This window comes from Variovorax sp. LG9.2 (assembly GCF_035018885.1).
Classification (GTDB): Bacteria; Pseudomonadota; Gammaproteobacteria; order Burkholderiales; family Burkholderiaceae_C; genus Variovorax.
Genome location: NZ_JASJXB010000011.1, coordinates 17,246 through 36,883 on the forward strand (window position 1 = coordinate 17,246; position 19,638 = coordinate 36,883).

The 19,638-nt window shown below is 64.2% G+C and carries 17 protein-coding genes and 2 pseudogenes; 7 read left to right on the plus strand and 12 right to left on the minus strand.

Features of this window, described 5'->3' with window-relative positions:
• Positions 1 to 26 precede the first annotated feature (26 nt).
• The 3 genes from QN413_RS13240 to QN413_RS13250 are packed head-to-tail and all read right to left on the minus strand — an operon-like array spanning position 27 to position 2,313.
• Entirely contained in the window at positions 27 to 581 is a 555-nt protein-coding gene (locus QN413_RS13240; RefSeq protein WP_323497071.1) for a dual specificity protein phosphatase family protein, read from the minus strand.
• Positions 578 to 1,123, minus strand: coding sequence for a hypothetical protein (locus tag QN413_RS13245; protein ID WP_323497073.1), 546 nt, complete (start codon positions 1,121 to 1,123; stop codon positions 578 to 580). Before QN413_RS13245 ends, QN413_RS13240 begins: the two co-directional genes overlap by 4 nt.
• Positions 1,120 to 2,313 carry an MGDG synthase family glycosyltransferase gene (locus QN413_RS13250; RefSeq protein WP_323497074.1) on the minus strand — a complete coding sequence of 398 codons (1,194 nt, stop codon included), beginning with the start codon at positions 2,311 to 2,313 and terminating at the stop codon, positions 1,120 to 1,122. The genes QN413_RS13245 and QN413_RS13250 overlap by 4 nt, the downstream gene beginning before the upstream one ends.
• Before the next feature lie 176 nt (positions 2,314 to 2,489).
• Here QN413_RS13250 and QN413_RS13255 point away from each other — a divergent pair, with 176 nt between their 5' ends.
• Positions 2,490 to 3,626: a zinc-binding dehydrogenase gene (locus QN413_RS13255; RefSeq protein WP_323497076.1), complete on the plus strand. Its 1,137-nt coding sequence runs from the start codon at positions 2,490 to 2,492 to the stop codon at positions 3,624 to 3,626.
• Positions 3,627 to 3,770: 144 nt separating this feature from the next.
• Here QN413_RS13255 and QN413_RS13260 read toward each other — a convergent pair whose 3' ends face one another.
• Both QN413_RS13260 and QN413_RS13265 read right to left on the minus strand, forming a co-directional pair.
• Complete coding sequence (locus tag QN413_RS13260; RefSeq protein ID WP_323497077.1) at positions 3,771 to 5,288, minus strand: ATP-binding protein; 1,518 nt, start codon at positions 5,286 to 5,288, stop codon at positions 3,771 to 3,773.
• A 3-nt stretch (positions 5,289 to 5,291) separates the two neighbouring features.
• On the minus strand, positions 5,292 to 6,095 hold the full coding sequence (locus tag QN413_RS13265) for an alpha/beta hydrolase (RefSeq protein WP_323497079.1): 804 nt from the start codon (positions 6,093 to 6,095) through the stop codon (positions 5,292 to 5,294).
• 254 nt (positions 6,096 to 6,349) lie between these two features.
• On the opposite strand from QN413_RS13265, the gene QN413_RS13270 reads away from it, so the two are divergent.
• Entirely contained in the window at positions 6,350 to 7,084 is a 735-nt protein-coding gene (locus QN413_RS13270; RefSeq protein ID WP_323497081.1) for a Crp/Fnr family transcriptional regulator, read from the plus strand.
• Between the two features lie 48 nt (positions 7,085 to 7,132).
• Here QN413_RS13270 and QN413_RS13275 read toward each other — a convergent pair whose 3' ends face one another.
• Both QN413_RS13275 and QN413_RS13280 read right to left on the minus strand, forming a co-directional pair.
• Positions 7,133 to 9,610, minus strand: coding sequence for a PAS domain-containing protein (locus QN413_RS13275; protein ID WP_323497083.1), 2,478 nt, complete (start codon positions 9,608 to 9,610; stop codon positions 7,133 to 7,135).
• A 136-nt stretch (positions 9,611 to 9,746) separates the two neighbouring features.
• Positions 9,747 to 10,778, minus strand: coding sequence for a dienelactone hydrolase (locus tag QN413_RS13280; protein ID WP_323497085.1), 1,032 nt, complete (start codon positions 10,776 to 10,778; stop codon positions 9,747 to 9,749).
• Between the two features lie 468 nt (positions 10,779 to 11,246).
• On the opposite strand from QN413_RS13280, the gene QN413_RS13285 reads away from it, so the two are divergent.
• The 5 genes and pseudogenes from QN413_RS13285 to QN413_RS13305 form a co-directional block, all read left to right on the plus strand.
• Positions 11,247 to 12,296, plus strand: a complete 1,050-nt coding sequence (locus QN413_RS13285) for an alpha/beta hydrolase (RefSeq protein ID WP_323497086.1) — start codon at positions 11,247 to 11,249, stop codon at positions 12,294 to 12,296.
• A gap of 61 nt (positions 12,297 to 12,357) precedes the next feature.
• Positions 12,358 to 12,516, plus strand: a pseudogene (locus QN413_RS13290) (transposase); the annotation flags it as partial.
• Positions 12,517 to 12,650: 134 nt separating this feature from the next.
• Positions 12,651 to 13,346 carry a hypothetical protein gene (locus QN413_RS13295; RefSeq protein ID WP_323497088.1) on the plus strand — a complete coding sequence of 232 codons (696 nt, stop codon included), beginning with the start codon at positions 12,651 to 12,653 and terminating at the stop codon, positions 13,344 to 13,346.
• Positions 13,347 to 13,493: 147 nt separating this feature from the next.
• Complete coding sequence (locus QN413_RS13300; RefSeq protein WP_323497090.1) at positions 13,494 to 14,717, plus strand: FAD-binding domain-containing protein; 1,224 nt, start codon at positions 13,494 to 13,496, stop codon at positions 14,715 to 14,717.
• A gap of 157 nt (positions 14,718 to 14,874) precedes the next feature.
• Positions 14,875 to 15,012, plus strand: a pseudogene (locus QN413_RS13305) (IS5/IS1182 family transposase); the annotation flags it as partial.
• Here QN413_RS13305 and kdpE read toward each other — a convergent pair.
• Genes kdpE through kdpC form a run of 5 tightly spaced genes read right to left on the minus strand, consistent with a single transcriptional unit; the run spans position 15,009 to position 19,627 of the window.
• The gene (kdpE, locus tag QN413_RS13310) at positions 15,009 to 15,722 is read right to left on the minus strand and encodes a two-component system response regulator KdpE (RefSeq protein WP_323497092.1); all 714 of its coding nucleotides are present in this window, start codon (positions 15,720 to 15,722) and stop codon (positions 15,009 to 15,011) included. The pseudogene QN413_RS13305 and the gene kdpE overlap by 4 nt on opposite strands.
• Positions 15,719 to 18,514, minus strand: a complete 2,796-nt coding sequence (locus tag QN413_RS13315) for a DUF4118 domain-containing protein (RefSeq protein ID WP_323497093.1) — start codon at positions 18,512 to 18,514, stop codon at positions 15,719 to 15,721. Before QN413_RS13315 ends, kdpE begins: the two co-directional genes overlap by 4 nt.
• A 29-nt stretch (positions 18,515 to 18,543) precedes the next feature.
• Complete coding sequence (locus tag QN413_RS13320; protein ID WP_323497094.1) at positions 18,544 to 18,693, minus strand: hypothetical protein; 150 nt, start codon at positions 18,691 to 18,693, stop codon at positions 18,544 to 18,546.
• Positions 18,683 to 19,042: a hypothetical protein gene (locus QN413_RS13325; protein WP_323497095.1), complete on the minus strand. Its 360-nt coding sequence runs from the start codon at positions 19,040 to 19,042 to the stop codon at positions 18,683 to 18,685. The genes QN413_RS13320 and QN413_RS13325 overlap by 11 nt, the downstream gene beginning before the upstream one ends.
• Positions 19,043 to 19,054: 12 nt before the next feature.
• Positions 19,055 to 19,627 (minus strand): potassium-transporting ATPase subunit KdpC, encoded by a 573-nt coding sequence (gene kdpC, locus QN413_RS13330; protein ID WP_323497096.1) that lies wholly within the window; start codon positions 19,625 to 19,627, stop codon positions 19,055 to 19,057.
• Positions 19,628 to 19,638 lie beyond the last annotated feature (11 nt).

The following is a 19,638-nucleotide window of genomic DNA, read 5'->3' on the forward strand; positions in this document are numbered from 1 at the left end:
CAAAGTCAAAGCCAAATCGGCGAGCCTCAGCCGACAGCCAACCTCGCGCGCATCGCGCCCACGTCCAGTTGCTCCAGATAGCGCGGAATGTTCCGCCACAGCGTGTGATACCCGTACCCGCCGCGAAACATTTCGTGCCGGGCGGCGTCCTTGGTCCAGCCTTGCACCACCATACGGTAGACCGCCGCGACCACGCCGGTGCGGTCGGCGCCGTGCCAGCAGTGAATGAGCACCGGGCCCTTCTTCTCTGCCTCGTAAATGGCGACGAGGGCGCGCTGCACTTCGTCGTCGTTGATCGACCAGGTGTCGATCGGCACGCGGACCAGGTCGATGCCGCTGCCGCCCGGACTGCCGCGAAAGGTGCGCTCGTCGCTGTTGAACGAGCGAAAACTGATGACGGTCTTGATGCCGAGCGCCTGCAAGGCCGGCACGTCTTCGCGGCGCGGCTGCGCGCTGCGGTAGAGCGTGGGCGTGATGCGGTGGAGGTTTTCGACGCGGTGGTCACCGCCGGCCAGCGATTCAGCCCATTCCTTGGGCCTTACCTCGACCGGTGCGTCCTGCCGCTTGGAGCGCCGCTTCATCGCGTCGCCTTTTCGGCCCTTTCATGCTCGGCACGCGGCCGATGCCTGAAATACAGGATGAGCGCAATCACACCGAGCCCGACCCAGTAGTCGACCGGCGCGCCCATCACCCAGTGCTTGTGCCACGTCACCAGCTCCGGCTTGAACTGCGCCCAGCCCCACGCCGGATTGATGATGAACCACAGGAAATCTTCGACGATCCAGAAAGCAATGAGCCCGCACAGCGCCAGCCCGGCGTCGCGCCATCGGCCGCGGCCGTTGAAGGCGAGCGGCGAATAGAACACCAGCGCCATGAAGCTGAACACCCATGCGTGGTAGCCCGTCATCGCGCGGCCGCCCCAGAAGATGTCGAGCAGCCAGTGGTGCTCGATGCGCCAGGTCGGGAGGCTGGTCGCCCAGCCGGCACCGCCTTCGATCTGGATCTCGGCGTTGGCGAAGAAGAACGCCATCACCAGCACCCAGGTCATGTACATGACGGTGCGGCGCCAACCGACATCGCCCGTGCCCAATTCGACCGTCAGGCCGGGTTCGTTCCAACTCATCGAGTACCCGCCGTAGTTGTTGACCGAGCCGTGCCCAGCACGCAGTCGAGCACGCGCCGCGCCGCATCGGGCTTGCCGAGCGCGCGGCTCTTGCGCGCCATCTGCGCCAGCTTGTCGGGCGCGGCCATCAGGCGGGCGACTTTGTATTCGAGGCCGATGGTGTCGTACGCCAGCCAGGCGGCGCCCTCTTCCAGCAGGAAGCCGGCGTTGTGCTCTTCCTGCCCCGGGATGGGCGAGACGAGCAGCATCGGCTTGCCGAGTGCGAGGCATTCCGAAATCGTCAGCCCGCCGGGCTTGGTCACGACCAGGTCGGCGGCAGCCATGAGCTTTTCCATTTCGTCGGTGAAGCCGATGGCGACCAGGCGACCGGGCATGCGCTGGGCCAATGCGCTGAGCGATGCATGCGCTGCTGCATTGCGCCCCGCGACCGCGATCACCTGAAAGTCGCTGCCCGGCCCACTGAGCGCCAGCACGCGCTCGACCATGCTCGGCAAATCGCCGACACCGGCACCGCCCGATGCCATCAACACCACCTTGCGCGCCGGGTCGAGCCCGAGCCGCGTCACGCACGCATCGCGTGCCAGCGCGGGTGCGTCGGGTTGCGAGAACGCCGGCATCACCGGGATGCCGGTCACATGGATGCGGTCGGTCGCCAAGCCACGCGCCCGCATGCGAAACGCGACCTCGTCGGTGGCCGCGAGGTAGCCCGCCATGCCCGGCACGATCCACATGTTGTGCAGGTCGTAATCGGTCACCTGGAGCCATACAGGGCAGCTGATGTGCCCTTTGGTCTGCTCGCGCATCAACAGCTCGGCCGGCAGGAAGTGCGTGCAGATCACTGCGTCCGGTTTGACGCGCTGCACCTCGCGCAGCAGCGCGCCAGCGCTCACCCGCTCGATGCCGCGGCGCAGCCGTTGCGAGGTCGCGCTGTGCGGCGTGCTGTCGGCCTTCTGGTGGATGTACGACCACACCTCCGGCGCGCGGTTCACGAGCTGGATGTACCAGTCGGTGTAGACCTTGCGAAAGCCGCTCGCGACGTATTGCATGGCGTCGATGTGCGTCGCCTCGACGGCCGGGCGACTTGTGGAATCCGGGGGGGGCTGCAGCGCCGCGGCGGTGGCAGCAAGCGCCTGCGCGGCGCGAACATGGCCGTTGCCGGCGCTCACGCTGAGGATGAGTAGTTTGGTCATGAAGGAATGGGCCCTGAAGATGGTCTCGTCGGCTCGACGACCTGCCGCGCATTACAGCATTCGTCTTTGGAATGACCACGGGTCTGGCGGGCATTGCAGTCGCGACCACACCGCGCCGTCGAGCAGTTCCTATACTCCCAGCGCATCCTCCAAGACAACACAAGGCAGACATCACCATGGCGCTTCAACTCCGCTCGATCATCCAGGCCAACGGCGAACTCGAACTTTCGCTGGCCGACGTGCCGGTGCCCGAACTCGGCGCCGACGATGTGCTGGTGCGCGTCGAAGGCTCGCCGATGAACCCGTCCGACCTCGGCCTGCTCTTCGGCGCGGCCGACATGAGCACCGCCACCGTGACGGGCACGGCGCACAAGCCCGTCGTGACCGCCACCGTGCCCGAGCGCGCCATGCCCGCGATGGCCGGGCGGCTCGGCCAGTCGATGCCGGTCGGTAACGAGGGCGCCGGCGTGGTGGTGCGAGCCGGTTCGTCGCCGGCGGCGCAAGCGCTGCTCGGCAAGATGGTCGCGGCCATCGGCGGCGCCATGTACTCGCAATACCGCGCGTTTCCAGCCGACCAGTGCCTGCTGTTGCCCGAGGGCACGACCGCGGCCGAAGGCGCGTCGTGCTTCGTCAACCCGCTGACCTCGCTCGGCATGGTCGAGACGATGCGGCGCGAAGGCCACACTGCGCTGGTGCACACGGCCGCCGCATCGAACCTCGGCCAGATGCTCAACAGGATCTGCCTGAAGGACGGCATCGGCCTGGTCAACATCGTCCGCAAGCCCGAGCAGGAAGCGCTGCTGCGATCCATCGGCGCCAAGTACGTGTGCAACGCCACGTCGCCGACCTTCATGGAAGACCTGACGCAAGCCATCATCGCGACCGGCGCCACGCTGGCCTTCGACGCCACCGGCGGCGGCAAGCTGGCCGGGCAAATATTGACGGCGATGGAGATCGCGATCAACCGCACGGCCAAGGAATACAGCCGCTACGGCTCCACCACGCACAAGCAGGTCTACATCTACGGCGGCCTCGACCGCGGGCCGACCGAATTCACCCGCGCCTTCGGCATGGCGTGGAGCATGGGCGGCTGGCTGCTGTTCCCCTTTTTACAAAAGCTCGCACCTGCCGACGTCTCGCGCCTCAAGAAGCGCGTGACCGACGAGTTGAAGACCACCTTTGCCAGCCACTACACGCGTGAGGTGTCGTTGGCGGAGATGCTGCAGCTCGACGCGATTGCGATCTACGGCAAGGCCGCGACGGGGGAGAAGTTTCTGCTGAATCCGAACAAGGGATTGGCCGACGCGCTGTAACGCGGACGATCGTCAACAAGCAACGGAGAAAATTTATGGACAGTAGATGGAGTCAGATCGCCCTGGCGCTTGCGATGGGCGGCGTGTCGATGCTCATGGTGGTGCTGGTGCGCGCAGGGTTGTAAGGCAGCGCGACGCACAATTTCAGGAAATGCGCGGGAACGTGAAGACGAACTCGGTCCCCTGACCCCGCGAGGACGTGACGGTCACGCCACCGCGGTGCGCCGCCGCGATGGCCTTGACGATATACAGGCCCAGGCCGACGCTGCGTATCCCGCTGTCACCGGGAACACCACGCACCATCGGCTCGAAGAGCGATGCAATCTGCACGTCCGGAATAGTGTCGCCAGTGTTGTGCACCCGAAGGCTCGCGGTGACTTGGTCGGTCGACGAACTGACCGTGACGGTTCCACCCGGTGTGCCGTAAGCCATCGCGTTCCCCACCAGATTGCCCACCAGTTGAGCAATGCGGTCCGGGTCTGCGACGACTTGCCCTTCGCCCAGTCGCTGGTGGACGATCTTTCGATCGGGGAAGGCCAGCGCCAGCTCCTCGACGATCGTGGCGATGCAAGCGTGCAGGTCGAAGGGCCTGGGGACGACCGCTATGCCCCGTCCTACGCGCGCCTGGGTGAAGTCGAGCAGCTCTTCGATCAGCCGCTGCGCCCGAGTGGCAGAACTTGTCACGTGCCCCAGCACGCGCACCTTGCCGGGAGCCGTCTCCTCATGCGCAAGCAGCTTGATTCCCATCAGGATGGCAGAGAGCGGATTGCGCAGATCGTGGCTCACGATGCCGACCATCTGCTCGGCAAACAGTGCCCGGTCTTCGGCCAGCGCGCGCTGCCGCGTCGGCTCTGTCACGTCGCTCAATATTCCGACGAACTGGATCAAGGCGCCCTCCTGGTCAAAGAAGCCCTGGCCTGACGACACGACCGTGCGCTGGACGCCGTCGACGCCGTTCAGACGGTAGGTGCACTGGTAACCGTCGAGCGTCCCGTCGATGGCATGTGCAAACGCCTCGGCTTCCTTTTCGCGGTCGTGCGGCGCGATGGCGCCGGCGTACATGACATCGGTAACAGCGCGCGGCGCCTCGAACCCGAGCAGGCGGGCGGCTTCGTCTTCATAGCGCCTGCGCCCACTCGCCACATCGACCTCCCAAAGAAACAGGGCACCGATGCGCAGGGCCTGTCGCAATCGGGCCTGGCTGATGGTCAGGTCTTCCTGCGCGCTTCGTTCCTTCAGGACCAGTTCGTCCGCCCGCTTGCGCGCGGCGACCAGCTCGCGTTCGTACTTGTTGCGTTCTTCTGCGACCGCAACGGCTATCTCGTCGTAGCTGCCCGACGTCCCGACGCGACGGATCGCATTCATCATCATCGGTATGGTGCGGCCGTCCTTGTGGCGCACTTCGAACTTGACCTCGGACAGCGACCCCTGCATCTGCAACGTCGGCAGCCAGTGCGTCTGGTGGAAGATCCTGCCCCCCATGGTGAAGAGCTCCTGCAGGCGCTTGAGCCCGACCAGTTCTTCTGCCGGCATGCCCACCCAGGTGCAGAACGTACGGTTCACCTTCAGGATCAGGCCGGTCGTGCTGGTGACGAGCAGCCCGCTGGGGAATTCCTCAAAAAGCTGCTCCGCACCCGGCAACGTGGGCAACTGCTCAGGCATTCGTCAACGTCCCAGCGTCGCGAGGAACTCGTCCATCACGTCGGCGCTGGCGCAGGGTGCGCTCAGGTGCGGGCAATGGCCCACGTTCTCGACGACGCGCAGCATGCCGTTGGGCAGTGTGCGTTTCAGATATTCGCCGACCGACAAAGGTGCGATGAGGTCGTCGCTGGACTGCACGACCAGCGTCGGCGCGATCAGCCGCCCCACGTCGGCACGGTTGTCTCCCATGAAGGTCACGCGTGCGAAATGTTTGGCGATGGCGGGGTCGGTGCGGCAAAAGCTGTTGGTCAACTCCTCCCCGAGTTCCGGCTGCGCCGGCGCGCCCATGATGGCGGGTGCCATGCTGCTGGCCCAGCCCAGATAGTTCGACTCCAGCGTGTCGAGCAGCGAGTCGATGTCTTCACGCGAGAAACCGCCCACATAGTCGCCATCGTTGATGTAGCAAGGCGAAGGCCCGAACATGACGTGCGCGGCGAATTTTTCTGGCTCGCGGATGCCGGCCAGCATGCCCACCATCGCGCTGACCGAATGACCGACGAAAATCACCGGGCCGGTCGCGAACTCATCGACGATTTCCAGCAGGTCGTCCGCGTAGCCCGACAGCGAGGCGTATTTTTTGGGGTCGTAGGCGGTGACATCGGACCCGCCCGCGCCGACCAGGTCGAACGTGATCGTCTTGAAGCGAGCCGAGTACTGCGGCGCCAGAAAGCGCCACATGTTCTGGTCGCAACCGAACCCATGCGAGAAAACCATGGTGGCCGGGCCATCGCCCAAAATTTTGATGTTGTTGCGGCGTGCGACGTCCATAAGGTCTCCTTCGACCGGTTGAGGCAGCGTTGCAAACGCATCGCTCGGCCGCCAGAAACTATCCCGGAAATTATCCCCGATCGGCACCTTGCCACCGTCAAAGCGACGCCTGTGCAAGGCCAACCCGAACAGCTGTAGAGATATCGGGCTAATTCCCGACAAGCCACATCAGCCGTAAGTCGTATTTTTGGCGGCGGACCAAAGTTTTAACTTCTCCCGAGTTTCAACTTGACCGCGCCACCACCGGAGTCATCATGGCAACCAAGACTCTCCCCAGCGAGGACCTGAAAGCCAATTTGCTTCTGGCGGCATTGAGTGCAGCTGAGCGCGATCGCTGGTCTTCTGAACTTGTATTTGTCGCATTGCCATTGGGCCTGGTCCTGGCCGAATCCAACCAGACGATGAAGTTCGTCTACTTCCCGACGACGGCCATCGTGTCCTTGCTGTACGTGATGGACACAGGCGCCTCGGCCGAAGTGGCTGTGGTCGGCAACGAGGGAATTGTCGGCATCTCGCTTTTTATGGGTGGAGGCTCTGCCACGAGCCGGATCGTGGTGCAAAGCGGAGGCCACGGATTTCGGTTGCCGGCGATCGCGCTGAAACAGGAGTTCGAGCGCGGCGGTCAGGCCATGCACCTCTTGCTTAGATACACGCAGGCGCTCATCGCCCAGATGTCGCAAACCGCCGTGTGCAACCGACATCACTCGGTCGACCAGCAGCTTTGCCGCTGGCTCCTGCTCAGCCTGGACCGCCTGCAGGGCGACCAATTGGTGATGACGCAGGAGCTCATCGGCAACATGCTCGGCGTGCGCCGCGAAGGCGTAACCGAAGCCGCCAACAAGCTCAAGAAAAGCAAACTCATCCGCTATGCGCGCGGCAAGATCACCGTGCTGGACCGGGAAGGACTGGAAGCGCGCACCTGCGAATGCTATGCCGTGGTGAGGCACGAGTACGACCGCCTGTTACCCGCCCTGCAGGCTGCGACATAGCAAAGCCCGGCCCGGGATCTCCACGCCGGGTGCAGCAAGCATCCTCGATCAATGCAGTGCGCCCACAACTTGTCGCAGTGCGAGGACGGTCGAGACTTTGGCGAGCAAAGTGTCGGCATCGAACGGCTTGATCATCAGCACGACGCCCTGATTCAGTTGTGCCGTGTCGGTCGCGACGTGCGCGGCGTAGCCCGTCATCAGAATGATCTTCATCTCCGGGAAGCGGGACTGGGCGAAGTCTGCAAGCTGCCGGCCATTCGGCCCCGGCAAGCCCACGTCGGAGAGCAACAAGTCCACCGCGATCGAGCCCTCGAGCAGCGCCATGCCGGCGGCGCCGTCGCCAGCTTCCAGCACCTGATAGCCGTGGTCGCGCAGCAGTTCCACGACCATGCGACGCACCACGTTGTCGTCCTCCACCACAAGAATGCAGCGCGCGGTAGTGGACCGTGACGGGGTGGCGACCGGCCCCTCCCCCTTGCGGGTTTCAGTCAATGTGGAACGGGGCAGATAGAGTTGCACGCAGGTGCCAGAGCCCTCGATACTTTCGATGATGACGGTACCCCGAGACTGTCTTGCATAGCCGTAGATCATCGAAAGGCCCAGCCCGGTCCCCTGCCCCATCGGCTTGGTCGTGAAGAAAGGCTCGAATGCCCTTGCCAGGACGTCGGGCGGCATCCCGATCCCCGTGTCGCGCACGTCGACCTGAACGTAGTCGCCGCTGTCCAGGCCTTCCGTGAAGCGCGCTTCGGTGGTGCCGATGTGCACGTTGCGTGCGCTAAGGGTGACCTCGCCCCCGTTGGGCAAGGCGTCCCGCGCGTTGATGACGAGGTTGATGATGGCGCTTTCGAACTGGTGCGCATCGGTCATCACGTTCCATACCCCGGCCTCGATACGAATGAAGATCCCGATGTTTTCGCCCGCCGCATTGCGGATGATCTCCTCCAGCCCCAACAGCGTGCCGGCGACTTCGACGTTCTGGTTGGCCAACGGCTGCCGACGAGAAAACGCGAGCAGGCGCTGCGTGATCGACGCTGCCCGCCGGGCGGATTCCAGCCCGGCCTGCACATACCGGTCGAGGCCGTCATAGCGCCCGGCCTCGATCCGTTTACGGATCAACTGCAGCGGCATGACGATGCCCTGCAACATGTTGTTGAAGTCGTGCGCGATGCCACCGGTGAGCTGGCCCAGCGCCTCCATCTTCTGCGCCTGCCGGAGCGCGTCTTCCGTGCGTTCGAGCGCTTCGGCCTGCTCCATCTCGTCGGTGATGTCACGACCGCTGCAATAAACCAGGCCGTCCTCGGGCACGCCGACCCACGAAATCCATCGGTAGCCACCATCTTTGCACCGGTACCGGTTGGGGAACCGGATGGCTGGCTGCCCGTGCTGGGTCAGGTTGAATCCGCTGCGCGTGCGCTCCACATCGTCCGGATGCAAGAGTTCGAAGATCGACATGCTGGTGACTTCTTGCTCGGTCCAGCCCAGCATCGACTGCCACGCGGGATTGGATGTCTGGAAATAGCCTTCGCTGTCGAGCGCACCCAGGAGATCGGGACTGGCCTGCCAGGTACGCCCACGCGCCTGCGAACGCTCGATCACCTTGCGTTCGAGCTCGGCATTCAGATCGCTCAGCCGGGCCTCGGCTTCGACCCGGTCTGTGATGTCATACCCGCCAACGAAGATGCCGCTGACCTGGCCCTGAGCATCGCGCATCGGCTCCAACAGGAGGTCGATATAGCGCAAGGTGCTGAGGCCGGTCAGCCGGATCGGCATGGCTTTGGCGTGGACCGCTTTGCCGGTCGCATAGACGCCATCGAGCATTTCGTAGAAGCCCTGGCTGCCTAGGTCGGGAAAGACCTCCCGCACGGTCCTGCCCAAATAGTTTCGCGCGCCCGCGACGGCGATGTACGCGTCGTTGACGTAGCCGTACACGTGGCCCGACCCATTGAGCAGGGCCACGAAGCCTGGCATCTGCTGAAGCAGTTGCTGCAGCCTGCCGCGTTCGTTGACCGCGTTTCGCACACCTTCCACCTGCGCCGTCGTCTCCGTCACCGTGTCAAGCAACGCCACGATGCGGCCGCGATCGTCACGCACCGGGCTGTAGCAAAAGGTGAAGTACGCGTCTTCGAGATAACCATGGCGGTCGATGGTGATCTTGAAGTCTTCGATGTAGGTCGACTCGCCTCTGAGCGCCTTGTCGGCGATCGGTTCGAGCTGCTCCCACGTCTCGTGCCGGGTGACCCGCATGGGCTGACCGAGCGCCTCCGGCTTTTCGCCGAGGATGGGAAGGTAGCCGTTGTTGTAGATGGCCACCAGGTCCGAGCCCCAGAACAGGCACGACGGAAAGTGCGATGACATCATGAGATCGACCGCGACACGCAGCGCGCTCGTCCAGCCTTCGATGGCGCCGAGTGGCGTGCCCGCCCAGTCGAAAGCGCGCAACCGGGCGCCCATGACACCGCCGCCCGAATCGAAGACAGACGTGCTGGACGCTGCGAGTGAAGCGGGCGTGGTGAAGTCAGTGGTCATGGCTGACGAAATTATCTCGTCAGCAGCGATTTCCTCCGTCAGCAGAAAGCCCGAGTTTCCATGCGGCGTAGCCCCTGCGCATCCGCCGCAAGTGCGGAATGTGCTCGATGGACCCTCGCCGTGGCGATCGGACGGATCAGCTGCGCGAACCGACGCCTATCGCCCTGCTCAAAAAGCCCACGACCGCCGCGTTGAAGCTGGCGTGAAACGCTGCCCGATCGAAGCCGGGAGCGCTGCTGCAGATGGTGGGCGCGATCGACGCCAATGCACTGCTGCAGGGCACCAGAAAGTCGTAATGCCCGGCGTTGGGGATGACGTGATAGTCCAGCATCTGCCGCGCGTCCGGCAGCGCGAGACGCACCGCTTCGGCATAGCGCGGGTGCGGGAGGATCAGATCGTCTTCGGCGCGCCAGAGCTGCACGGGCACCTTGACGTCCTTGAGCCCATCAGCAGCGAACGTGAAACCGAGTGCGGGTGCGGCCACCACCGCGGCCTTGATGCGAGGGTCGGCCGCAAGGGCGATGGCGGACGCCGGTGGTGCGGTGACATGGCCACTGCCGCTTTTGGCGATCAGCTGGCATGCGAAGTCGCCGGGGTACTGGCGACACATCGGCCCGATCGTTGAAAAATCAGGGATGCCTCCAATGCTCGCCAGCGTGGTGAAGCCGCCAGATGAAAAGCCGAACATGCCGATGCGCGATGCATCGATGGTGCCGCGACCATCCCAGGTCGACAGCATGTGGTCGATCACCCTGCTCATTTGTCGCGGCCGGTCCATCACGTCGGTGGCGCGACTCTGGTCTTTGTAGTTGTCCCCCGTGTGGGTGACGGCCGCAACGACGAAGCCCGCGTCGGCCAGCGCAATGGCCGTGTCGTAGTGCCCGAGAAACGAGCCACCGTTTCCATGCGACATCACCACCAGCGGCAGCGCCTTGCCTTGCACCAGGCCATTGACCGCGACGCTCATCGTCGTCGGCCCCATCGTCACCGGCTGGGCCGCAGCCTCGCTCGGGTACCAGATGCCGATCTCCAAAGGTTTGCCATCAGGATCGGCGGCAAAGCCGTGTTGGAAGCCGGCTGCATACGCGCAGGTGCCGACGAGTGTGAGTGCGATGGTGGTGCCAATGGCGACGGCAACAGCGAGCAGTTTGGATGTATGCGTATTCAAGGTGATGGCCTTCAGTGGAGACGACGTCGGCGATTGTCTGCACGGTCTTGCAGGCGGTCGCGTGCCTTGCGACGAAGTGCGAATTCGATTCGCCAAGCGCCGGTGGCGGGCGTGGACTGAAGCGGTAAGGCTTGACCGGTCTGCGCCGGTTGAATCTTGACCCCCGGTGAGGTCAATTTGCTGCCGGCGCCAACACGTCTTTATTGTTAAACACACGTTAACCATTGCTTAACTACCGCTACCGTTGAAAAAGTCCCGGCGGCCCCATAGTCAATGAGTGCCGTCGACGACGGGCGCCGATCTGGCCCCTTCGATACGGCCTAGAAGCGAGTGTTACGGACACGAGCCAATAGAGAAGCCAGTACGAATATCAATCTGCAGATAGCGCGATCTGTTGAAGTCAAACCGTGATGCACAGTTTTCTTCGCGACTGCAGGAAATCAATTTTCCCAGAACGAAAGACCTCGCATGAGCACCATAAAGACAATATTTTTGGCCGCTTCGATCCTGGCTGCCCAGCATGCTTTTGCAGTCGATATCGCTTCACCACTACAGGTCCCTGCCAAAAGCTTGCCCGTACCGACTGCAGGCATCAGCACCGGCATGCAAGCATTTATTGCAGCGCCGCTGAACCCAGATTGGGACAAGCTTTGGAAAACCGGTGACGAAGCAAGAAAGTATGCGGATGTCCAGGCCGCTAACGCCGTCAAAGGAATTCCGGGGATGCTTGAACGGCTGCACGTAAAGTCAACGGCGTCAACAGTCGATGGCGTCAAAGTATTCACCATTACGCCCGATGCAATTCCACCAGAAAACCGCGACAAGGTTCTGATCCACGTGCACGGCGGCTGTTATGTTCTTTTTCCCGGCGAATCCGGCACAACTGAGGCCATCATGATGGCTGGCTTCGGGCACTACAAAGTTATTTCCGTCGACTATCGCATGCCTCCGGAGGCTTATTTCCCCGCCGCGCTAGATGACGCGGTGAACGTTTACAAGGCCGTTTTGAAAAACACGCCTTCAAAGAATGTCGCATTTTTTGGAACGTCGGCCGGTGGCGCATTGACACTCGAAATGGTGTTGAGCGCGCAGGCGCAAGGACTCCCCGTACCGGGCGCCATTGCTCCTGGAACGCCGATGTCTGACGTGACGAAGACCGGCGACAGCTTCTACACAAACGAGAAGGTCGACAATATTCTTGTGTCCCGTGACGGCTTCTGCGACGCCGGGACTCTGATTTACGCCAAAGGCCACGACTTGAAGGATCCGTTACTCTCTCCGGTCTATGGCGATATGCACGGCTTCCCTCCCGCAATACTGACCACAGGAACGCGCGACCTTCTGTTGAGCAATACCGTGCGGGTTCACCGCGAGCTGCGTAGAGCAGGCGTACCCGCCGATCTGGTCGTCTTTGAGGGGCAATCGCATGCCCAATATCAATTCGACGATCGTGTGCCTGAGACAAAAGAAGCGTTCGACGAGATCGCCAGCTTCTTCGGAAAGCATCTTGGACACTGAACGCGGCTCACGCTAATCCACTCGGTAGAAGAATTAGGGAGCCGCTGACCCCACGAGTGGTCGTTTGCTGCCGCTGTACTGTCTCCAGCAGCGGTGCGGCTTGGCCGACGAAGCGCTGGAAGATGCCCTGTACGAAAGCCAATCAATGCGCGACTTCGTGGGCATCCATCTGCCGCGCGAATCGGTGCCCGACGCCACCACGCGGCTCAAGTTCAGGCGCGATACAAGCGGCTGCCAGCAACTCGGCACGGCTGTTGAGTCCGTTCAATCTGCCGATGCTCACACTTCAGCGTCTCTTTAGAAGGTCGGGTGTATGTCCAATGGCAGACTCCGACCTCAACTGATTTGAGAAGTATGAAAACCTTGAAGTTCTGGCCTGCCGCTTTGCTGCTTTCCACCGCGGGAATTGTTCATGTCGGGCTCGCTGCAGCTGCGCAGCTATCTGAAGGCGAGGTGAACCCAACCAATGAACGCTCGAACCACATTGAGCCTTGCTGCGGACCGATCAGCGATGTCGGAACCAAGCTACTCGGAGTGCTCGATCAGTCGGATGTGGAGCACCTATGGTTGCCCCACGCGCATGTGAACTGGGAGACCGGAATGCCCGAAGCCGGTGCGCCGGGCTACACCTCTCATTGCAGCGCGTATGCCGCCGCCATCGGCAAACGGCTTGACGTCTACATGCTGCGTCCACCCGAGCACAGCCCGGTTTTACTGGCGAGTGCGCAAACCGCCTGGTTCGGCCGAGCTGCTGGCGAACAAGCCGGCTGGTATCCGATAGGGACCGCCCAGCAAGCACAGAGCCTGAGCAATGCCGGGGAATTGGTGGTGGCTTCGTATGAAAGTCCCAACCCAAGGAAACCTGGTCATATTGCCATCGTGCGACCGTCTCTCAAGTCGGCCGCCGCGCTGGCTGAAGACGGGCCCGAGATCACGCAAGCTGGCGCTCAAAATTACACGGACTCGAATGTACGGACAGGGTTTAAACACCATGACATAGCGGGTCCGAATGGGGTGCTTTACTTCGGACACGTCGTCCGAGCAAGGTAACACGATGTCGTATACCGATCAGTTTTCTTCGACGGGACAGACCTGTTCAGTCCGATGAACTCGCGTGCCCGTCGGCCTGGTCCCGACCGTCACTGACCAGCGCGACATGACGTTGCCGGCTGGGCTAACCATATAGACCAAGCGTGCATGAACAACGAATTTATCCCGACGATCGCCGCCGCAAAAGCCCGCATCGCTGCCGTGCAGCCTGCCGTCTATGCCCGGACACGCAACTCCCTCGACGGCGCTGTGAGTGGTCTTTCCCCGTACATCACTCATGGTTTTGCCACACAAGCAGACGTGCTGGCCGGCGTGTGCGAGCGGCATACGCTCGACGTGCAGCATAAATTTGTTTTCGAGCTCGGCTGGCGCGCCTACTTCCGTCATGTCTGGCAGCACCGCGGCGATGCCATTCTGAATTCGCTGCACGAGGGCCTGCTGCCGGACGATGGCTATGCCCAAGAGTTGCCGGCCGACATTCGGCAGGCCTGTACGGGCGTGCCGGTGGTCGACGAAGCGGTGCGCACGCTCTATGCCACAGGCATGCTGCACAACCATGCACGCATGTGGTTGGCCAGCTATGTAGTTCATATGCGCAAGGTCCACTGGCGTGCCGGTGCCGATTGGCTCTATGGCCACCTGCTCGATGGCGATCTGGCCAGCAACCACCTCAGCTGGCAGTGGGTCGCTGGCACCGGCAGCGGCAAGCCCTACCTTTTCAATGCCGAGAACGTAGCCCGTTACGCACCGGCTTCGTGGCACAGCCCAGGCAGCGTGATCGATACGTCTTACGAGGCGCTCGACCGCATCGCCCGTGCACCAGCGTTGAAGGGTATGAAAGAAAACCATGCACATCGGCGCAGTCCACCGTGGCCGGAGCCGGACATCCGATCGAAGCCGCCCGATGAGCTCGGCGCGACCGCTCCCAGCGCCGCCGCCATCGCGGGTCGCGATGTCTGGCTCGTACACCCCTGGAGCCTGGGTGACTTGTCGACTGCATTGCCCCCGGACGCGGTAGTGATCGGCTTCTATCTTGACGAATTTCACCGTGCATGGCCTTGGGATGCAAGGCGCTGGCACTTCGTCGGCAGCCGGATGGCAGAACTGACGACCGAACGCTGGCATGGAGATGCGGCCGCCATCGGCACCGCATTGAAAGTCGCCCGCAGCGTGCGCAGCATCGACGAGCCTCACCTTGCGCCATGGCTGGCGAGCTGGGCCGAATGTGAGACGGCACCCACCCTCTTTCCGACAGTCGATCGGCGCTGCGATTCTTTTTCGAAATGGTGGACCAGCGCGGTGCGCGGTCTGGACTCGGCTGCAGACCTACTGGCCATTAATTCGGTAGCTCAACCGCGACCCACCATGTGATTACTCAGGACCGCGACCGATCAGATCAAGAAGCCGAAAGTGAAGCCGGCAAGTTAGAGACACGCTGATCAACTGACCGATTCCTGCACGCCAAACGCATGCACCAGAGGATGAGATTCGCAGGGTGTCCGGCATAAACCAACGCAGCTTTGCCAGCGCCGGCATGGGTGCCAAGGTCGCGCATTCGTTCCATGTGATCAAGCAGCAGTTCAGCTTCACCCATGTGCGCTACCGGCGCTTGGCCAAGAACACCGCGCAGATCGTCACGATGTCGAAGCCGTGGATGGGCCCCTAAGCCACCAGCCGATACCCCACAGCCGTCTCAGTCAACAAATGCCGCGGTTGCGCCGGATCGGCCTCCAGCTTCTGCCGCAGATGCCCCATGTAGATGCGCAGGTAGTGGCTCTGGTCGGAATGCGACGGACCCCACACCTCGCGCAGCAATTGCCGCTGCGTGATCACGCGGCCGACGTTCGCGACCAGCGCGGTCAGCAGGCGGTATTCGGTGGGCGTCAGATGCACCTCGGCACCCGCGCGTCGGACCAGCCGTGCGGCCCTGTCGACCTCGATCTCGCCGAACCGAAACAGCGCCTCGGGCTCGTCACTGCCTGCACTCCCCGCACGCGGCCGGCGCAGGTTGGCACGCACGCGCGCCAGCAGTTCGCCAGTGCCGAAGGGCTTGGTGAGGTAGTCGTCGGCACCGGCGTCGAGTGCGGCGATCTTGTCGGCCTCGTCGGTGCGGGCCGACAGCACGATGATCGGCACGCCCGACCAGCCGCGCACATCGCGGATCAACGTCACGCCATCGCCGTCGGGCAGGCCGAGGTCGAGCACCAGCAGGTCGGGCTGGCGCGTTCCGGCGGCGGCCAGGCCATCGCGCAGCGTCGCGGCTTCGTGCACCAGCCAGCCTTCCGTTTCCAACGCGCCCCGCACGAAGCGGCGAATCTGCGGCTCGTCTTCGATCACGATGGCGGTGGGTTGCAGGGGACGAGGCGTGGTGCTCATGACGATGGCAGTTCGGGCAGTGCTGGCGGCGCACGGCGCGGCAGGGTGACGGTGAATTCTGCGCCACCACCTTCGGCATCAGTGACCGCATTCATCGCAGCGATGTCACCCCCATGCGCACTCACCACCGCCTTGCAAATCGCCAGGCCCAGCCCGACGCCCGGCGTGGCCGACTCGGCCTGGCCGCGGGTGAATTTGTCGAACAGCGTTTGCTCGTTGCCGTGCAGGGCGGCGGGCAAACCGGGGCCGTGATCGCGCACCGTCAGCACCAGCGAAACGGGCGTGACGGTGGCGCTCACGACCACCGGCTGCGCGCCGTACTTGACAGCGTTCTCCAGCAGGTTGACCAGCACGCGCTCGATCAGCACCGCATCGAATTCGACCAGCGGCAGGTCGGGCGCCAGCGCGGTAAGCACCGGCCAGTCGCCGAGCGCGGGTCGTGCCGCCCGAATGGCAGAGCCGATCACTTCTTCGACCGACTGCCAATCGCGCCGCAAATTGACGGCGCCGCCACCGCTCTCCAGCCGCGCCATGTCCAGCAGGTTGTTAACCAACGCATGCAGCTGGCGCGCCTGCGCGACGATGGCGCGGGCAGCCTCGGCATGCTGGTCGGGCGGCAAGGTTTGCAGCGACTCGGCCAGCGCGATCAACGCGGTCAACGGCGTGCGGACGTCGTGCGAAATGGCGCCGAGCAAGGCGTTTCGCAGGCGCTCGGATTCCATCTCGACCACCGCCCCCTGCGCGACCTCGACGTAGTGCACGCGCTCCAGCGCGATCGCGATCTGCCGCGCCAGCGTGGCGAGCTGTTGCGCCTGCTCGGGGATGAGCAGCCAGCGCGGCCGCGCGGGTTCGAGCGCGAGCACGCCGCGCACCCGCATCGGCGCCTTCAGCGGCACGTAGTGCCACGGCTGCGCGGCCAGCGTGGCGGTCGCAAGGCCAGCCGGCTGGCCTTGCCGAAACGCCCAGTCGGCCACGCTCGCGTCGAAGCCGGGCGGCGGCGCCAGCGGGCGCACCAGCTGGTCGGTCGCGTCGGTCACCAACACGAGAGCCCGACCGCCGAAATGGCGTTGCACCGCAGCGGCGCCGAGCGCCACCACCTGCGTGCTTTCCAGGGCTGCCGACAGTTCGCGCGTGAGCTCGAACAGCGACTGCGCGCGCCGCTCGCGGCTGGTCGACACGCCCACTGCGAAGCGCAAGCCCGCGGTCAACTGGCCGATCAGCAAGCCAACGCCCAGCATCACCGCGAAGGTCACGACGTACTGCACGTCGCTGACCGCGAAGGAATGCCGTGGCGGCACGAAGAAGTAGTCGAACGCCGCCACGTTGAGCAGCGCCGCCAAGGCTGAAGGGCCGCGACCGAAGCGCATCGCGATGCCCACCACGCCCAGCAGAAAAAGCATGACGATGTTGGTCAGTTCCAGCACGCCGAGCAGCGGCGTCGCGACCAGGGTGATCGCCACACTGCTCGCCGCTGCCAGCGCATAGCCGGGCCATTGGGCGCGCGGCCGGTCGGCATCGTCGTCGTCATCGGCCGCGTGGTTGCTGTTGTTGCCATCGTCGCGGTCGCCGTTCCCAGCGCGGTGGCCGAGGCCGAGGGGGGCGCAGGCCAGTCGGCGGGTGCTGTCGGCACGCCCGACTTCGACGATGTCGAGCGCTGGCGCCTGCTCGGCCAATGAAAGCGCCAGCGCGGGCTGAAGCCACATGCGGGACACCAGGAGGCGCCATCCTGTCGCGGCTTCGGGTCGGCCAATGACCATCGTGGCGCAGTTGAGCCGCTGCGCTTCGGCCGTCAGCTGCTGCGCGATGTCGGCGCCGGTGAGCACCGCGGTTGCAGCGCCCAGTTCTTCGGCCAGCTTGAGCACCGCGAGGATGCGGTCGCGCTGCGCCGCGTCGAGTCGTTGCAGGCGCGGTGTTTCGACATACGCGGCGTGCCAGCGCACGTTGAGCTGGCCGGCCAGTCGCGCGGCGGTGCGCACGGTTTGCGCAGAGCCTTCGTGCGGACCGACGCAGGCGAGGATGGCGCCCGAGGTGTTCCACGCCTGCAGCGCGGTCGCACCGGACTGCTCCACGCGCCAGCCGCGCATGTCGTCTTCGACGTGCTCGGCGGTGCGTCGCAACGCGATCTCGCGCAGCGCGATCAGGTTGCCCTTGCGAAAGAAGTTCTTCGCCGCGCGCTCGGCCTGCTGGGGCAAATAGACCTTGCCGGCTGCCAGTCGTGCGGTGAGCTCGTCGGGCGTGACGTCGACCAGCACCACCTCGTCGGCTTCGTCGAGCACGGTGTCGGGCACGGTCTCGTGCACGCGCACGCCGGTGATGGCGCCGACCGTGCCGTTCAGGCTTTCAAGGTGCTGCACGTTGAGCGCGGACCAGACCTCGATGCCGGCGGCCAGCAGCTCCTGCACGTCTTGCCAGCGCTTGGCATGGCGCGACCCGGGCGCGTTGGTGTGGGCCAGTTCGTCGACCAGCAACACCGCAGGCTTGCGCTCCAGCGCGGCGTCGAGGTCGAACTCGGGCAGCGTGCGGTCGCGGTACGGCAACTGCCGCAACGGCAACGTGTCGAGCCCGACCAGCAGCGCCGCGGTCTCGCTGCGGCCATGCGTTTCGACCACGCCGATCATCACGTCGCGGCCCGCCGTGCGCTCGCGTTGCGCGGCGCTCAGCATCGCCCAGGTCTTGCCGACACCGGCACTGGCGCCAAAGTAGATGCGCAGCTTGCCGCGCTTGGCGCGCGCCTCGTCGTTGCGCATCTGGGCGATCAATGCGTCGGGGTCGGGGCGGGTGTGGTCTTGCATGAATCCGGGATGGGCAGCGAGCGGGCAGGTTAGCGCATCGACTCGTCCTTGCGCTTCGGGTGCCTGTGCCGCCTTGCGGTGCGCGACAGCACGAACCAGGCGAACAACAGCGGCAGCATCAACGCCGCCAGGGCCAGCAGCCCGTGCAAGATATCTTGCGCCAAGGTGCTATCGGCCATCGCGCAACCCGCAACGGGCGAGGTGCTCGCGCCAGCTCACCAAGCGACCGATTTCACCGGACGGCACGCACTCGATCAAGCGGTGCAGCAGCTCGGTGTAGCGGGTGATCGGTAAGCGAATCATCAAGCGCACGCGGGGCGCAACGCTCTCTTGCGTGCCGTCGTCGTGCAGCAGCGGCTCGCACCGGACCACGCCGGTGTCGTCGACCTGCGCGACGTTACGCCGCACGCAGGCGGCATCTGCGCAGGCGACGGTCACGTCGAGCACGCAGAACGCGGTCGCGTTGCGGGGCGTGGCATGCGAGGTTCGCGGAACACCATTGTTCTCTCGATAAGCGGCATAGGCCATGACAGGTGCTCCTCACTTGGCGGCGTCGAGCGCCATGTTGAGTGCCAGCACGTTGACGCGCGCCTCGCCCAAAAAGCCCCACAGCGCGCCTTCGGTGTGCGAAGCGACCAGTTGCTCGACTTGCGCCGGTTGCAGGCCGCGCTCACGTGCCACGCGGGCCGCCTGGTAGCTCGCGGCGGCCGGGCTGATGTGTGGGTCGAGCCCGCTGGCCGATGCGGTCACCAGATCGACCGGCACTGGCGCGGTATTGCCAGGATCGGCAGCACGCAGAGCTTCGACGCGCCCCTTGACCGCGTCGACCAGCGCCGGGTTGAGCGGACCCTGGTTGGAGCCGCCCGAAGCCGCGCCGTTGTAGGCCATCGGCGAGGTGGCCGACGGGCGTCCCCAGAAGTGCTTGGGGTCGCTGAAGTTCTGGCCGATGAGCGTCGAGCCGATGACCACGCCGTCGCGTTCGACCATGCTGCCCGCCGCCTGCACCGGGAACGCCGCCTTGACGGCGCCGGTCACGACCAGCGGATAGAGCAGCCCGGTGAGAGCGCTGAGCAAGACGAAAAGAACCAGCGCGGGACGAAGAATGTTTTTCATGACGATGAGTC

Excerpts from the sequence above, each read along its gene's own strand:
- QN413_RS13240 (WP_323497071.1), bottom strand. The coding sequence starts at position 581 with ATGAAGCGGCGCTCCAAGCGGCAGGACGCACCGGTCGAGGTAAGGCCC.
- QN413_RS13245 (WP_323497073.1), bottom strand. The coding sequence starts at position 1,123 with ATGAGTTGGAACGAACCCGGCCTGACGGTCGAATTGGGCACGGGCGAT.
- QN413_RS13250 (WP_323497074.1), bottom strand. The coding sequence starts at position 2,313 with ATGACCAAACTACTCATCCTCAGCGTGAGCGCCGGCAACGGCCATGTT.
- QN413_RS13255 (WP_323497076.1), top strand. The coding sequence starts at position 2,490 with ATGGCGCTTCAACTCCGCTCGATCATCCAGGCCAACGGCGAACTCGAA.
- QN413_RS13260 (WP_323497077.1), bottom strand. The coding sequence starts at position 5,288 with ATGCCTGAGCAGTTGCCCACGTTGCCGGGTGCGGAGCAGCTTTTTGAG.
- QN413_RS13265 (WP_323497079.1), bottom strand. The coding sequence starts at position 6,095 with ATGGACGTCGCACGCCGCAACAACATCAAAATTTTGGGCGATGGCCCG.
- QN413_RS13270 (WP_323497081.1), top strand. The coding sequence starts at position 6,350 with ATGGCAACCAAGACTCTCCCCAGCGAGGACCTGAAAGCCAATTTGCTT.
- QN413_RS13275 (WP_323497083.1), bottom strand. The coding sequence starts at position 9,610 with ATGACCACTGACTTCACCACGCCCGCTTCACTCGCAGCGTCCAGCACG.
- QN413_RS13285 (WP_323497086.1), top strand. The coding sequence starts at position 11,247 with ATGAGCACCATAAAGACAATATTTTTGGCCGCTTCGATCCTGGCTGCC.
- QN413_RS13295 (WP_323497088.1), top strand. The coding sequence starts at position 12,651 with ATGAAAACCTTGAAGTTCTGGCCTGCCGCTTTGCTGCTTTCCACCGCG.
- QN413_RS13300 (WP_323497090.1), top strand. The coding sequence starts at position 13,494 with ATGAACAACGAATTTATCCCGACGATCGCCGCCGCAAAAGCCCGCATC.
- kdpE (WP_323497092.1), bottom strand. The coding sequence starts at position 15,722 with ATGAGCACCACGCCTCGTCCCCTGCAACCCACCGCCATCGTGATCGAA.
- QN413_RS13315 (WP_323497093.1), bottom strand. The coding sequence starts at position 18,514 with ATGCAAGACCACACCCGCCCCGACCCCGACGCATTGATCGCCCAGATG.
- QN413_RS13320 (WP_323497094.1), bottom strand. The coding sequence starts at position 18,693 with ATGGCCGATAGCACCTTGGCGCAAGATATCTTGCACGGGCTGCTGGCC.
- QN413_RS13325 (WP_323497095.1), bottom strand. The coding sequence starts at position 19,042 with ATGGCCTATGCCGCTTATCGAGAGAACAATGGTGTTCCGCGAACCTCG.
- kdpC (WP_323497096.1), bottom strand. The coding sequence starts at position 19,627 with ATGAAAAACATTCTTCGTCCCGCGCTGGTTCTTTTCGTCTTGCTCAGC.